The organism is Micromonospora sp. NPDC004704 (assembly GCF_053601675.1).
This window is the reverse complement of the sequence record NZ_JBSGCD010000031.1, coordinates 43502-58228: the sequence shown is the minus strand read 5'-3', so window position 1 is coordinate 58228 and position 14727 is coordinate 43502. Positions and strand designations below refer to the sequence as shown.

Below are 14727 nucleotides of genomic sequence, written 5' to 3'. Positions count from 1 at the left end.
TCATGATGTGGTAGTTAGGTGAGGCTAACCTTGGAGGCATCGTGGTCGTCTCGCAACTCCCGTCATCCCTGCCTGCCGCCCAGGCCGTCGCCGACGTGCTGGGCCGCCAACAGGATCGCGAGTCCGCCGCCCGGACCTACGCGCGCACGCTACCGATCGTGCCCGTCCGCGCCGACGGGATGGTCGTCGAGGGCGCGGACGGCCGACGCTACCTCGACTGCCTCTCCGGCGCCGGTACCCTCGCGCTGGGCCACAACCACCCGGTGGTCGTCGACGCGATCCGCCGACTGCTCGACTCCGGTGCCCCGCTGCACGTACTCGACCTCGGCACGTTCGAGAAGGACGAGTTCACCACCACGCTCCTGGACACGCTGCCCGGTGGACCCGACGGTTGGCGGCTGCACTTCTGCGGACCGGCCGGCACCGACGCCGTCGAAGCCGCGCTGAAGCTCACCCAGATCGCGACCGGGCGCTCCGGCGTACTCGCCTTCACCGGCGGCTACCACGGGATGACCGCCGCCGCGCTGGCGGTCAGCGCCAACGTCGGGGTCAAGTCGCCGCTGCCGCGAGCCGCGATCGAGGTCACCCGGCTGCCCTTCCCGTACGACTACCGGTGCCCGTTCGGCCTCGGCGGTACGCTGGCCGCCGACCTCGCCGCCCGGTACGCCGAGACGATGCTCACCGACCCGCACTCCGGTGTGGTGCCACCGGCCGCGATGATCCTCGAACCCGTACAGGGCGAGGGCGGGACCGTGCCCGCCCCCGACGGGTGGCTGCGCGAGATGCGCCGGATCACCGCCACGCACGGGATTCCGCTGATCGTGGACGAGGTGCAGACCGGGGTCGGCCGTACCGGTGCGTTCTGGGCGGTCGAGCACTCCGGTGTGGTGCCGGACGTACTGGTGATGTCGAAGGCGATCGGCGGCAGCCTGCCGCTGGCCGTCATCGCGTACCGGGAGGAGCTGGACACCTGGCGGCCGGGCGCGCACACCGGCACCTTCCGCGGCAACCAGCTCGCCATGGTGGCCGGCTCGGCGACCGTACGCCACGTCCGGGAGTCCGGACTGGTCGAGCGGGCCGCCACGGTTGGCGACCGGATGCTGCGCGAACTACGACTGCTGCAGGGGCAGCAGCCCGCGATCGGCGACGTACGCGGACGGGGTCTGATGATCGGCCTGGAGATCGTCGAGCCGGACGCGGCGGCGAACGCCATCGGCGCCCGCCCGGCCGCCCCCGACCTCGCCCGCCGGATCCGCGCCGAGTGCCTCGACCGTGGACTGATGGTGGAACTCGGCGGCCGGCACGACGCCGTGGTCCGGCTGCTCCCGCCCCTGACCATCACCGACCTCCAGGTCGACGCGGTGCTCGCCCGGCTGGCCGACGCCGTCCGGGTCGCCGGGGCCGGCCACCGGGGACCCCGCCGATGACCAGCCAGCCGCAGCCACCGTCCGACCCGCTGGACACGGCACTGGCCGGCGGTGCCGACGGCCCCTCCGCCCTGGGTCCCCTGGTCGACGTGGCGCTCGACGCGCTCCGGCTCGGTGCGCACCGCCGCGGCGGCCCGCTTCCCGCCGGTACGCCCGCCGAGGTGGCCCGTGCCGTCGCCGCCGCGACCGGTGGTGCACTCCTGCCCGACCGGGGGACCGGTGCGCTCGCCGCGCTCGCCGCGCTCGCCACCGAACTCACCGCCGGCACCGCCGATCCGGCCGACCCGCACTGCGCCGGGCACCTGCACTGTCCACCGCTGGCGGTGGCGGTGGCCGCCGAGGTGGTCGCCGCCGCGCTGAACCCGTCGCTCGACTCCTGGGACCAGGGCCCGTCCGCGACCGAACTCGAACCACTGGTGATCGCCACCCTGGCCGGGCTGGTCGGCTACCCGACCGACGGCTCGGGCGGCGTGATCACCACCGGTGGCACCGAGTCCAACCTGATGGGTCTGCTGCTGGCCCGCGACGCCGCCGTGCTCGCCACCACCGGGTCGACCGCGGCCACCGTCGGGCTGGGCGCGGTCGGTTCGCGGCTGCGCTACTTCTGCAGCGAGGTCGCCCACTTCTCGGTACGCCGCAACGCCGCCCTGCTCGGCCTCGGCGAGGAAGCCGTGGTCCCGGTGCCGGTCGACCGGGCGTACCGGATGAACCCGGCGGCGCTCGCCGACCGGCTGGCCGCAACCGTGCGCGCCGGTGGCGTACCGGCGGCGGTGGTGGCGACCGCGGGCACCACCGACTTCGGCAGCGTCGACCCGCTGCCGGAGATCGCCGAGATCACCGCCCGCCACCGGACCTGGCTGCACGTCGACGCCGCGTACGGCGGCGGTGCGCTCTTCTCCGACCGACTCGCCGGCCTGCTCCACGGCCTGTCCGGAGCCGACTCGGTCGCGCTGGACCTGCACAAGCTCGGCTGGCAACCGGTCGCCGCCGGGGTGTTCCTGACCGCCGACGCCGCCGCGCTGGCACCGCTGTCCCGGCGGGTGGCCTACCTCAACCCGGCCGACGACGAGGCGGCCGGCTACCCGAGCCTGCTCGGACACTCGCTGCGCACCACCCGGCGGGTGGACGCGTTCAAGCTCGCGGTCACCTTCCGTGCCCTCGGACGCCAGGGACTGGGCGCGCTGGTCGACGCGTGCCACGACCTGGCCCGGCACGCGGCGGCCCGGATCGCCGCCAGTCCGTACCTGGAACTGGCCGCCGAGCCGGTGCTCACCACCGTCGTGTTCCGCTACCGGGCCGGTGCGCGCGGCGACCGGGTCAACGCCGCCCTGCGCCGGCGCCTGCTCGCCGACGGGTCGGCGGTGGTCGGCCGCACCGAGGTCGGTGACGCGGTCTGGCTCAAACTCACCCTGCTCAACCCCCACGCCACCAGCGCCGACGTGGACGCGTTGCTGGACCTGGTGATCCGGGCCGGTGCCGCCGAGCAGCAGGCCGCCGCCGAGCAGCAGACTGGTACGCGGCGACCCGGTGCAGCGGCACCGAACGCCGTCGCCCCCAGGGCGAGGACCAGCGACACCCCGGAGGAAGCCAGCCGATGAGCACCGACGCCGTACCGACAGTCACCGACCCCGATCCGGTCGACACCGGATACGACCTGGTCGGGATCGGCCTGGGGCCGTTCAACCTGGGACTCGCCGCGCTGGCCGAACCGATCGCCGGCCTGCGTACGCTCTTCGTCGACGCCCGCCCCGACTTCGCCTGGCACCCCGGCCTGCTGCTCGAGGGCGCCCAGTTGCAGGTGCCGTTCCTCGCCGACCTGGTCTCCCTGGTCGACCCGACCAACAGGTGGTCGTTCCTCAACTACCTGCGCGAGCACGACCGGCTCTTCCCGTTCTACTTCGCCGAGCGGTTCCACGTGCCGCGCCGCGAGTACGACCACTACTGCCGCTGGGTCGCCGAATCGTTGCCCTCCTGCCGGTTCGGTGCCCGGGCGGACCGGCTGCGCTGGTCCACCGAAACCCGACGGTTCCTGATCGACCTGACCGACCCGGAGACCGGTGGAACCAGCCGGATCACCGCGCGACACGTGGTGCTCGGGGTCGGCACCGAGGCGGTGGTACCCGAGTCCCTGGCCCACCTGGTCGGCGAGCACATCTTCCACGCCGAGCACTACCTCGACCGGCAGCCGGCACTCGCCGGTGCCCGCGACGTCACCGTGGTCGGATCCGGCCAGTCCGGCGCCGAGGTCTTCCTCGACCTGCTGCGCCGCGCGCCGGAGCAGGGCTGGCGGCTGCGCTGGCTCACCCGGTCGCCGGGCTTCGCCCCGATGGAGTACTCGAAACTCGGGCTGGAGCACTTCACCCCGGACTACACCGCCTACTTCCGGGACCTGCCGGAGTCCACCCGCGACCGGCTCGTCCCCGAGCAGTGGCAGCTCTACAAGGCGATCAGCGCCGAAACCATCGACGAGATCCACACCCTGCTGTACGAGCGGTCCGTCGGTGGTTACCGGCCCGAGGTGGCGCTGACCGCGAACGTCGCGGTGGAGTCCGCCTCCGCCACCGAGGACGGCTACCTGCTTTCCTGCCGGGAGACCCGCCAGCAACGGTCGTTCACCCTGCGTACGGACCGGGTGGTCCTGGCGACCGGTTACCGGGCCCGCCGGCCGGCGCTGCTCGAACCCCTCGCCGACCAGGTGCTCTGGGACGGGCAGGGACGCTACCGGGTGGACGCCGACTACCGGGTGTCGCTCACCCCGGCGATCACCGGCTCGCTCTTCGTCCAGAACGCCGAACTGCACACCCACGGGATCGGCACACCCGACCTGGGGCTCGGTGCCTGGCGCAGCGCAACCATCCTGAACGCCGTCACCGGCGGGAAGGCGTACCGGCTGCCGGCCCGGACCGCGTACACCGGGTTCGGCGTACCCGAGGACGAGGTCGAGCGGGACCTGCCGGACGCACGGGCGCACTGAAGCTCCGCCCACCGGTCGCCGCCCACCGGTCGCCGCCCACCGGTAGGCGCCGGGCCCACCCCTGGTCACCGAACCCGCCCCCACGAAGGAGCGCCGTGCCCGTCGAGCCCGCCACCGCACCACCGCCGCACCTCGTACCGGAGCACTGGACCGCCGCCGGGCGTACGCTGCTGGCCCGCACGATCGCCGAAATGGCGTACGAGGAGATGGTCACGCCGCGCCCCGACGGCCCGGCGGAGAACTGGTGCCTCGACCTGCCCGACGGGGTGACCTACGCCTTCCGGGCCCGCCGGGGCGCGTTCGGGGCCTGGCGGATCCGGCCGGAGAGCCTGCGACGGCGGGCCGGTGGAAACGAGTCACCGGCGACCGACCCGACCCGGTTCGTGGTGGACGCCGCCGACGTGCTCGGCCTGACCCGGGCGGTCCTCGCCGACCTGATCCGCGACCTCACCGCCACCCACGCCGCCGACGCCCGGCTGCACGCCCGCGCGATTCCGGCCGCCGACCTCGCCGACCTGTCCCACGAGGACCTGGAGGCGCACCAGACCGGCCACCCGTGCATGTTCCTCAACAAGGGACGGCTCGGCTTCTCCGCCGCCGACACCGCCCGGTTCACCCCGGAGGCGGCCGGCGACTTCCGGCTGGTCTGGCTCGCGGTCACCCCCGCGCTCGCCCGGTTCAGCGCGGTACCGGGGCTGGACCGGGAGACCCTGCTCGCCGGGGAACTCGACCCGACCACCCGCGCCGAGTTCGCCGACCGGGTACGCGACCGGGGCGGCGACCCGGACGCCTACGTCTGGCTGCCGGTGCACCCGTTCCAGTGGGACGAGGTGATCCTGCCGCTGTTCGCCGGGCAGATCGCCGACGGCAGCGTGGTCTACCTCGGCGAGAGCGCCGACCGGTACCGCCCGTTGCAGTCGATCCGCACCCTGACCAACCTGGACCGACCCGGACGGCGCAACGTCAAGGTCCCGCTGATGATCCGCAACACCCTGGTCTGGCGCGGCCTGTCCGAGGCGCAGACCACCTGCGCCCCCCGGCTCACCACCTGGCTGCAGGACCTGCGCGACGGCGACGCCTTCCTGCGCGACGAGTGCCGGGTGGCGATGCTCGGCGAGGTCGCCTCCGTGACCGTGCCGCACCCGACCTACCGGGATCTGCCGGACGCCCCGTACAAGTACCAGGAGTTGTTGGGGGCGATCTGGCGGGAGCCGGTGCACGGCTACCTGGAGCCGGGGGAGCGGGCCCGGACCATGGCCACCCTGCTGCTGGAGGGCGGGGACGGGCGGGCGGTGGTGGGGGAACTGGTCGACCGTTCCGGTCTGGGGGCGCGGGAGTGGCTGCGGTCGTACCTGGGTGCGCTGCTGCCGCCGCTGCTGCACTACCTCTACCGCTACGGCGCCTCCTTCACCCCGCACGGGGAGAACGTGGTGCTGATCAGCGACGCGGCCGAGCGGCCCAGCCGGATCGCGCTGAAGGACTTCGGCGCCGACGTCGAACTGCTCCCGTTCGACCTGCCCGAGTACGCCCGCATCCCCGCCGAGGCACGCGACCGGCTGCACCGCTGGCCGGCCGGCGACCTGGCGCACTCGATCCTGTCGGCGATCTGCGCCGGGCACTTCCGTTTCTTCACCGACATCGTGGAGCGGCACCTGGGCGTACCGGAGCGGGAGTTCTGGTCCCTGGTCCGCGAACCGATCGACGCGTACCACCGGCGTTTTCCCGAACTGGCCGAGCGGTTCGCCTGGTTCGACCTGCTCGGGCCGGAGTTCGGGCGGGTGGCGCTCAACCGGGAGCAACTGCTCGGCGGCGGCTTCCACGACCGGGCCGAGCGCGACGCCGAGTTCGACGTCATGTACGGCACCCTGGCGAACCCCCTGCACCCGGCCCGAGTCGACGGAGACTGAGATGGACATGCTCATCCCACCCGGTCTGGCCCCCGGGACCTGGCAAGGGGTCTGCGGCACGCTCGCCGCCAAGATGGTCGCCGAACTCGCCTTCGAGCAGGCACTGACCCCGGAGCCGCTGGGCGGCGGCCGTTACCGGGTGTCGGTCCTGCCCGGTGTCGGGTACGAGTTCCTCGGCCGGCCGACCGCCATGGACTCCTGGCGGATCGAGCCCGACTCCCTCGTCCGGGTCGCCGACGACGGAAACGAGCCGGCGGACCCGTACCGCCTGCTGCTGGACCTGCACCGGGCATGGGGGCTGGATCCGGCGGTCACCGCGCTGACCGTGGGCGAGCTGAGCGCGACCCTCTCCGCCGACGCCTGGCTGCTGGAGACCGGACTACCGGTCGCGGAACTGGCCGAGCTGCCGCACCTGGAACTGGAGGGCCACCAGACCGGCCACCCGTGGATCTTCGCGAACAAGGGCCGGGTCGGTTTCTCGTACGCCGACCGGGCCCGGTACGCCCCCGAGTCCCGCCACGCCGATCCCCTGCACTGGATGGCCGTGCACCGGGACCTGGCCAGCTTCCACGGCGTACCGGGGCTGGACGAGGCGACGCTGCGCGAGCGGGAACTGGACGGGCCGACCCGGCAGCACTTCACCGATCTGCTCACCGGCCAGCGGCTCGACCCGGCCGAGTACGTCTGGCTCCCGGTGCACCCGTGGCAGTGGGACGAGGTGGTGCTGCCGCTGTTCGCGGCGGAGGTGGCCCAGGGGCAGATCGTGCCACTGGGTGAGGCACCGGACTCCTACCGGGCGCAGCAGTCGATCCGTACGTTCGGCAACGTGTCCCGGCCGGACCGGTTCGACGTCAAGCTGCCGCTGTCCATCCTCAACACCATGGTGTACCGGGGCATCCCCACCGAGCTGGCGCACGCCGCCCCGCACGGCACCACCTGGATCCACGCCATCCGGGACGCCGACCCGTTCCTGCGGGACGAGTGCCGGGTCATCCTGCCCGGCGAGGTGGCCGCGGTGGCGGTCCGGCATCCGGTGTTCGAGGCGTTGCCGGAGGCGCCGTATCGGTACCGGCAACTGCTCGGGGTGATCTGGCGGGAGCCGGTGGCGGGCAGCCTGGAGCCGGGTGAGCGGGCCCGTACGCTGGCCGCGCTGCTGCACGTCGACCGGGCCGGCCGGGCGTTCGTCGCGGAGTTGGTCGAACGGTCCGGGCTGGCGCCGACGCGTTGGCTGGCCGCCCTCTTCGCCGCCGTGCTGCCCCCGCTGCTGCACCTGCTCTACCGGTACGGCATCGGCTTCAACCCGCACGGCGAGAACGCGATCGTCGTGTACGACCACGCCGACGTGCCGGTCCGGTTGGCGGTGAAGGACTTCGTCGACGACATGAAACTGCTCGACGAGGACCTGCCCGAGTACGCCGACCTGCCGGCCGAGGCGCTCGGTGTACTGATGCGGTTCGGTGCGGAGGAACTGTCCGGGTCGATCGTCAAGTCGTTGCTGATGTGCCACTTCCGTTACCTCGCCCCGCTCTGCGCCGAGCAGCTCGAAGTGCCGGAGGAGGAGTTCTGGCGATTGGCGCGGGCCGAGATCGTGGCGTACCAGGCCCGGTTCCCGGAACTTGCCGACCGGTTCGACGGGTTCGACCTGCTGGCGGCCGAGTTCGGCCGGGTCTGCCTGAACCGGGAACGTCTGCTGCCCGGTGGTTACCACGACCGGGCCGAACGGGACGCCCCGTTCCACCTGGACGTCGCCCCGGTCCCGAACCCGCTGCACCTGCCCCCGGCTGGCTACTCGGCGGGCTCCTCCGCGGGCTCCTCTGCGGGCTCCTCTGCGGGCTCCTCGGCCGGTTCCTCGGTCGACCCGGAGCGGGCCCGATGAGCACGGATCCGAACCCGTTCCCGATGCCGGTCGAGCGGCTGCGGGCCGAGGTGGCAGCCGGTCGGATCGACAACGTCATCGTTGCCGTACCCGACCTGCAGGGGCGGTTGCAGGGGAGCAGGCTCGACGGCGAACACTTCTGCGAACGGGTCCTCGTCGACGGCTTCGCCGCCTGCGTCTACCTGCTCGCCGTGGACGTGGAGATGAACACCGGGCCGGGGTACGCCGTCGACCCGTGGGCCGCCGGCTTCGGCGACCTCAATCTCACCCCGGACATCCGTACGCTGCGCGAGCTGCCCTGGGATCCGGGCACCGCACTGGTGATCGCCGACGCGCACCGGCCCGACGGTCGGCCGCTCGGTTTCGCGCCCCGGCACGTGCTGCGGACCCAGCTCGACCGGCTGGCGCAGCGGGGACTGACCGCCCACGCCGGCACGGAACTGGAGTTCATCCTGTTCCGGGACAGCTTCCAGGAGGCACACGACCGGGACTACCGCGGTCTGCGTACCGCCACCCGGCACAACGTGGACTACTCGCTCGCCGGGGTCACCGAGGTCGACCCGGTGCTCCGGCGGATCCGGCGCGAGATGACCCGGGCTGGCCTGAAACTGGAGTCCGCGCGCGGCGAGGTCCACCCCGGACAGTACGAGATCGTCTTCCGGTACGCGGACGCGCTCACCACCTGCGACAACCACGCGCTCTACAAGACCGGTGTACGCCAGATCGTCACCCAGGAGGGCCTGGCCGTCACCTTCATGGCCAAGTACGACGAGGGCGAGGGCAACTCCTGTCACGTGCACCTGTCGCTGCGTCACGCCGACGGCACCCCGGTCTTCGCCGGTGACGGCACCGGGGACACGGCGGGCATGTCACCGCTGATGGAGCACTTCGTCGCCGGGCAACTCGCCGGGCTGCGGGAGCTGACCCTGCTTCAGGCACCGAACATCAACTCGTACAAGCGGTTGGCGCCGGGCGCGTTCGCCCCGACCGGTGTCGCGTGGGGGCGGGACAACCGCACCTGCCCCATCCGGGTTGTCGGTACGGGCGACTCGCTGCGAATCGAGCACCGGGTGGCCGGCGGCGACGCGAACCCGTACACGGTGGTTGCCGCGATCATCGCCGCCGGCCTGCACGGCATCGACCGGGAACTGCCACTGCCACCGGCCCAGTCCGGCAACGCCTTCACCGCCGATCTCCCCCGCCTGCCGGGATCCCTGGCCGAGGCCGTTCACCTGTGGGAGAACAGCCCCCTCGCCCACGACGCGTTCGGCCAAGAAGTGGTCACCCACTACGCCGCCGCCGCCCACGCCGAACTAACCGAGTTCGCCCACGCGATCACCGACTGGGAACGCCACCGAGGCTTCGAACGCCTCTAACCCCCCCCGGCCCCTTCACCGCGTTGACCATGAAGTTAGCGCGGAAATCGGGCTCGAAAATTGCGCTAACTTCATGATCAACATGGAGAGTCGGGGTGCGGGTCAGGGGAGGAGGGTGCGGGTGGCTGGGGGGTGGGAGAGGAAGGAGGGCATGGCGAACTCCCAGCCGTAGGAGCCGGCCATGGGGAAGACGATCAGGTCGCCGGCACGGACGGCCGTGACCGTCACGTCCCGGGCCAGGGTGTCCTCGGTGGTGCAGAGTTCGCCGACCACGGTGACCGGTTGTTCGCGTACCTCGGGGCGGGGGTACGGATGCGGCCAGTCGGCCACCGGCAGGACCACGAACCGGTGCGGGATGTCCCACGAGGTCGGCAACTGGAAGTGGTTGATACCCCCGCGTAACACCACGAACCAGGTGCCGTACGCCTGCTTCACGTCGACCACCTCTGCGGCGTACCAGCCGGCGTCGGTGACCAGGTAGCGCCCCGGTTCGAAGAGCACCCGACAGTCCGGCGGCGGTGCGAGATCCGCGAGCAGGCTGCCGAACTCCTTGACGTCGAACGGCTGCTCGCCACCGAACGGCACCCCGAGCCCACCGCCGACGTCCACGAAACGCAGGTCCAACCCGTACGCCTCGGCGGTACGCCGGCTCCAGTCCAGGCACCAGGCCACGTACGCGGCATGCGCGGCGGCGTCGAGGTTGTTGCCCACCACGTGTACGTGGAAGCCGACCACCCGCAGCCGGGGCAGGGTCGCGGCCAGCCGCAACACGTCCGGCACCTCTGCCTCGGGAATGCCGAACTGGGTGGCCGAGCCGCCCATGGTCAGTGCGCCGCTGACCGACACCGTCGCCGGGTTGACCCGCAGGGCGACGTCCACCCGGCGGTCCAGCCGATCGGCCACCACCTGTAGGCGGTGCAGTTCGAGCGCGCTCTCCACGTTGACCAGGTCGACGTCGAGGTCGACCAGCCGGTGCAGCAGCCGTTCGGTCTTGGCCGGCCCGGCGGCGACCATCAGCCCGCCGTCACCGCGCGCCAACGAACCGGTCGAGGACACCTGTCCGTCCAGCGTCGCCTGCACGTGTCGGGCCAGGGTCGCCTCGGCGGCGGAGGCGACCTCGAAACCGTCGACGTACGGGGCGAGCGCGTGCACCAGCGGGGGATAGGAGTTGGCCTTCACCGCGTAGCAGATCCGGGCCCAGTCGGGCAGTGCCGTCCGCAGTTCGGTGGCGCGACGGATCGCCACCGCCGGGTCGTACAGATAGCCGCTGACCGGCTCGCTCGCGCCCGTACGGGACAGCAGGTGGTCGCGGATGGCCGGGGGCAGGTCCGCGGCGGTGAGTGCCGGTCGTCCGGCGGCGGAGGGGGGCAGATCCAACGCGTCAGCTCGTTGTCGCTCAGCGGTCGAGGTCGGCCAGGATACGGGCCAGGATGTCCGGCGTACGGGCCGGTGGTTCGGCCTCCACACAGACCCGCTCCATCGCCGCGGCGTAGTGGTCGACGTCGTCCCGCTTGTCCAGGTAGAGCGCGCTGGTGAGCTGTTCGATGTAGACCACGTCGGGCAGGTCCCGGTCGGGGAAACGCAGGATGCTGAACGCCCCGCCCGCGGCGGCGTGCCCACCGGACGCGAACGGCATCACCTGGAGCCTGACGTTCGGCAGTTTGGTGGCCTCGATCAACGCGTTGATCTGGCCCCACATCACCTCGGGGCCACCGATGGGCCGGCGCAGCGCGGCCTCGTCCACGACCGCCCAGAGCTGCGGCGCGTCTGGGCGGGTGAGCAGTTGCTGCCGGGCCATCCGCAGATTGACCCGGCGCTCGACCTCCTCGCTCGCGGCCGCCCGATGGCCGAGCAGGACAACCGCACGGGCGTAGTCGCGGCTCTGCAACAGGCCGGGGATGAACTGCACCTCGTAGGTACGGATCAGCGACGACGCCGCCTCCAGCCCGAGATAGGACTGGAACCACTGGGGGAGGATGTCGCCGTACCGGTGCCACCAGCCGGGCTCGTTGGCATCGCGGGCGAGCCCGAGCAGCACCGCGCGTTCACCGTCGTCATGTACGCCGTAGAGGGTCAGCAGGTCCGCGACATCACGTTCCTTGAAGCCGACCCGGCCCAGCTCCATCCGGCTGATTTTCGACTCGGAGGCCCGGATCTCCCAGCCCGCGGCCTCCCGGGTGACCCCGTTCGCCTCGCGGAGCCGGCGCAACTGTGCGCCGAGCAGCATGCGCAACACGGTGGGACCGGTGGCGGTCTCGCCGTCGGGCCGTGTAGTCGTCATGCACCTACCTCCCGATACTGCGCGCGGCCAGGACGGCCGGCTTTACTGCGGCGTAAGCATGCCATGACCGCGTGCTGTACGGGATCAACGGGAGGGCTCGAATATCAGCGGGTCTCCCACCCTCGGCAGAGCCCGATTCTCACCGGGTCCGGGCGATCATCCGATCAGGTGGTCGAAGTCGCCGTCGCGCGCCCCGAGGATGAAGGCGGTGATCTCGGCCGGGGTGTAGATCAGGGCCGGACCGTTCGGGTCCCGGGAGTTACGGACCGCAATTCCCGCACCACCGGGTAGCTCCGCGAGCTCGACGCAGTTCCCGCTGGGATTGCTGCGGCGGCTCTTCCGCCAGGCGATGGGCGGTAGCTCGGTGACGGGGATCCCGTTGTATGGCTGATTCATCGAAGTCTCTCTCAACGGCCAGGACAGGCCGGGTGTCGGTCAGGTCGCAGCCCGGGATCCTGTTCCCGGGCGGAGGCGGGCGGCGCGGTACCGCTCCTTCTCCCGACCACTCTGCATGGTCATCTGCACGTGCATCTGCTCTTGCGTCTGCATCGCACAGCGAGCATGATAGCGCTTGTGTAGGTGTGCCCGGTTACTCACGGTTAGTAATTGGAGGGTGGGTCGGCCCGTGACGAAACAACTGCTCGGGGTTACCGCCAACCGAGCCCGCACGTGCGCTGACCACCCGACAAGCCACGCAACGACAGGAGGCTAGGTAGAGATGGCCGCACCGACCATCGACCCGAACCAGCGTGACCCGCATGACGTGGTACCCACCGACAGTTACCAACCGACAGACCCGGTCTGGATCTTCCGTTCCGGCACCTGGCGCGCCGGTGTGGTCGAGGTTGCCTCGGCGGGCGCCGCCACGGTCACCTACCGGCCCAGCGGCGCTCGGGGCACCGGTGTGGACACCCTGACCGCCCGGTACGTGCTGCCGCGCGCCGACCTCGACCCGCTCGACGCGGTGAGTGGCATGCAGCGCCGCCTCGACGTGGCCGAACTGCGCTGATCCGTTCCGGCTCGGGCGCCCCGACGACGCGGCGCCCGATGCCGTCGAACGTGATCCGCGGCCCGGCAACCGGACCGCGCGCGGTTTGTTGGATTCGCGCCGCGCGCGGTTGCGGTTACAGTGGCGCCGTGCACCGACGCTTCCCGATCACCCCGCCGCCCCGCTCCTGAGCGGGGCAGTGCGCTTCCCACGTCACGCCGTCTGAGCTGACGTCGCCCGTACCCGGGCCGGTTCGTCGTGCCCCGCTTCCGCGACCAATTCCTTCTCGTCGCAGGAGCGTCTTCCCATGCTTGTCTCGTCAACGCCGATGGTGGCTGCCCGCCACCGTACCGGCGTCGGTCTGTCCTATCTCGCCCTGGCCGGAGTGCTCTGGGGAACCGGCGGGCTGCTCGGCAGCCTGTTGGGTCGGCACGCGGGTCTGTCCCCGGTGGCGGTCGCCACCTACCGCCTCGCGGTGGGCGGTGTGCTGCTCGTCCTCGTGCTCCTGTTGTCCGGTCGGCCGTTGCCGCGCAGTCGGCCGGCCTGGTCCCGCATTGTTGTGCTGGGCATGCTCTTCGCCCTCTACCAAGCCTGTTACTTCGGCGCGGTGGCGCTGACCTCGGTCTCACTGGCCACCCTGGTCACCATCGGCACCTCGCCGGTGCTGGTGCTGGCCGCCGACTGGGCGACCACCCGGCGTCGGGCGAGCCGGCGGATGATCGGCGCGGTCTGCCTGGCCGTCGTCGGCCTGGGCCTGCTGGTGGGCCTGCCCGCCGGCGGGTACGCACCGAGTGCCGTACTGGCCAGCGCGGGGCTGGCACTCCTCTCCGCCGGAGGCTTCGCCACCGTCACCCGACTCGGCGCCAGGCCGGTCGCCGGCTTGGACGAGCAGGCCGCGGTCGGGCTCGGATTCGGTGTCGGCGGACTGCTCCTGGCACCGCTCGCCGTCTCCACGGTCGGGTTGGGTTTCCAGCCGAGTCTGCTCACCGTGGGGCTGCTCGTCGCCCTGGGAGCCGCACCGACCGCGCTGGCGTACACGTTCTACTTCCGTGGCCTGCGTACCGTGGGCGCCAGCACGGCGGTGGTGGTGGCGCTGCTGGAGCCGTTGACCGGTGCCCTGCTGGCGGCGATTCTGCTGCATGACCGGCTCGGCGCGCCCGGCGTCGCCGGGGCGGTCCTGCTCGCGCTGGCGGTGGTGCTCGCCGGGAGCGCGTCCGGCCGGTCCGAACCGAGCTGACCGGGGCCGGCGGGCACATCCGGGGATCTCCGGGGTGCCCGCCGGCCGACGAGGTCGACCGGAGCCCGTCCCCCCGGGTCAGGCCACCGACGCGGGTTGCGGCTCCGACCGACGGGATCGCTGCAGGGCGGACAGCCCGCGGTCCAGCGACCACGGTCCCGGCCCGAGCACGGCGATCAGCAGGAACGACCAGCAGAACAGCGCGGACAACTCGCCGCCGTTGTTCAGCGGCAGCAGGTCGTCCGGCTGGTGGACCACGAAATAGGCGTACGCCATGGAGCCGGAGCAGAGTACGGCGGCTGGGCGGGTACCGAGTCCGACCAGCACCAGCAGCCCTCCGACCAGTTGGATGAGCGCGGCCCACCATCCGGGCCAGGTGCCGAACGGGATGGCGTCACCCGATCCACGGCTGCCGCCGAAGACGCCGAACAGCGACGACGCGCCATGCAGGGTGAAGAGCAGGCCGACCACTATCCGGTAGAGGGACGTGACCAGGTCGGGTAGACGAAGGGAATGCACAATGACCTCCTCGCGGATCAGCGGATAGGAGTTTTGTACAGGTCGTTTTTCAGATTGATTTCAAAACCGTCGATGGCGAAGACCATCGGTGGGCATTCGACAGCCGCACCGGGTGACTTTGCGCGGGCACGTTGACGAACGG

12 protein-coding genes are annotated in these 14727 nt (G+C 71.8%); 8 read left to right on the top strand and 4 right to left on the bottom strand.

The window, feature by feature from the left end:
• Positions 1 to 41 precede the first annotated feature (41 nt).
• The 6 genes from ACWEFB_RS30165 (at position 42) to ACWEFB_RS30140 (ending at position 9560) form a co-directional block, all read left to right on the top strand.
• Positions 42 to 1427, top strand: a complete 1386-nt coding sequence (locus ACWEFB_RS30165; protein WP_452290874.1) for a diaminobutyrate--2-oxoglutarate transaminase family protein — start codon at positions 42 to 44, stop codon at positions 1425 to 1427.
• Positions 1424 to 3025: a pyridoxal phosphate-dependent decarboxylase family protein gene (locus ACWEFB_RS30160; RefSeq protein WP_452290872.1), complete on the top strand. Its 1602-nt coding sequence runs from the start codon at positions 1424 to 1426 to the stop codon at positions 3023 to 3025. Before ACWEFB_RS30165 ends, ACWEFB_RS30160 begins: the two co-directional genes overlap by 4 nt.
• A complete protein-coding gene (locus tag ACWEFB_RS30155) occupies positions 3022 to 4401 on the top strand; it encodes a lysine N(6)-hydroxylase/L-ornithine N(5)-oxygenase family protein (protein ID WP_452290870.1) in 1380 nt (459 codons plus the stop codon). The genes ACWEFB_RS30160 and ACWEFB_RS30155 overlap by 4 nt, the downstream gene beginning before the upstream one ends.
• Before the next feature lie 95 nt (positions 4402 to 4496).
• Entirely contained in the window at positions 4497 to 6308 is a 1812-nt protein-coding gene (locus ACWEFB_RS30150; protein ID WP_452290868.1) for an IucA/IucC family protein, read from the top strand.
• A 1-nt stretch (position 6309) separates the two neighbouring features.
• Complete coding sequence (locus ACWEFB_RS30145) at positions 6310 to 8184, top strand: IucA/IucC family protein (RefSeq protein ID WP_452290866.1); 1875 nt, start codon at positions 6310 to 6312, stop codon at positions 8182 to 8184.
• On the top strand, positions 8181 to 9560 hold the full coding sequence (locus ACWEFB_RS30140; protein ID WP_452290864.1) for a glutamine synthetase family protein: 1380 nt from the start codon (positions 8181 to 8183) through the stop codon (positions 9558 to 9560). Before ACWEFB_RS30145 ends, ACWEFB_RS30140 begins: the two co-directional genes overlap by 4 nt.
• A gap of 102 nt (positions 9561 to 9662) precedes the next feature.
• Here the strand turns inward: ACWEFB_RS30140 and ACWEFB_RS30135 are convergent, their stop codons facing one another.
• The 3 genes from ACWEFB_RS30135 to ACWEFB_RS30125 form a co-directional block, all read right to left on the bottom strand.
• Complete coding sequence (locus tag ACWEFB_RS30135; RefSeq protein WP_452290862.1) at positions 9663 to 10937, bottom strand: alanine racemase; 1275 nt, start codon at positions 10935 to 10937, stop codon at positions 9663 to 9665.
• Positions 10938 to 10956: 19 nt separating this feature from the next.
• Positions 10957 to 11787: a helix-turn-helix domain-containing protein gene (locus tag ACWEFB_RS30130; RefSeq protein WP_326563321.1), complete on the bottom strand. Its 831-nt coding sequence runs from the start codon at positions 11785 to 11787 to the stop codon at positions 10957 to 10959.
• A gap of 210 nt (positions 11788 to 11997) precedes the next feature.
• Entirely contained in the window at positions 11998 to 12237 is a 240-nt protein-coding gene (locus tag ACWEFB_RS30125) for a DUF397 domain-containing protein (RefSeq protein ID WP_363590668.1), read from the bottom strand.
• A gap of 322 nt (positions 12238 to 12559) precedes the next feature.
• On the opposite strand from ACWEFB_RS30125, the gene ACWEFB_RS30120 reads away from it, so the two are divergent.
• Entirely contained in the window at positions 12560 to 12850 is a 291-nt protein-coding gene (locus ACWEFB_RS30120) for a hypothetical protein (protein ID WP_326558755.1), read from the top strand.
• A gap of 286 nt (positions 12851 to 13136) precedes the next feature.
• A complete protein-coding gene (locus ACWEFB_RS30115; protein ID WP_452290859.1) occupies positions 13137 to 14066 on the top strand; it encodes an EamA family transporter in 930 nt (309 codons plus the stop codon).
• A 78-nt stretch (positions 14067 to 14144) separates the two neighbouring features.
• On the opposite strand, the gene ACWEFB_RS30110 is transcribed toward ACWEFB_RS30115, so the two are convergent.
• Positions 14145 to 14585 carry a DoxX family protein gene (locus ACWEFB_RS30110; protein ID WP_452290857.1) on the bottom strand — a complete coding sequence of 147 codons (441 nt, stop codon included), beginning with the start codon at positions 14583 to 14585 and terminating at the stop codon, positions 14145 to 14147.
• Positions 14586 to 14727 lie beyond the last annotated feature (142 nt).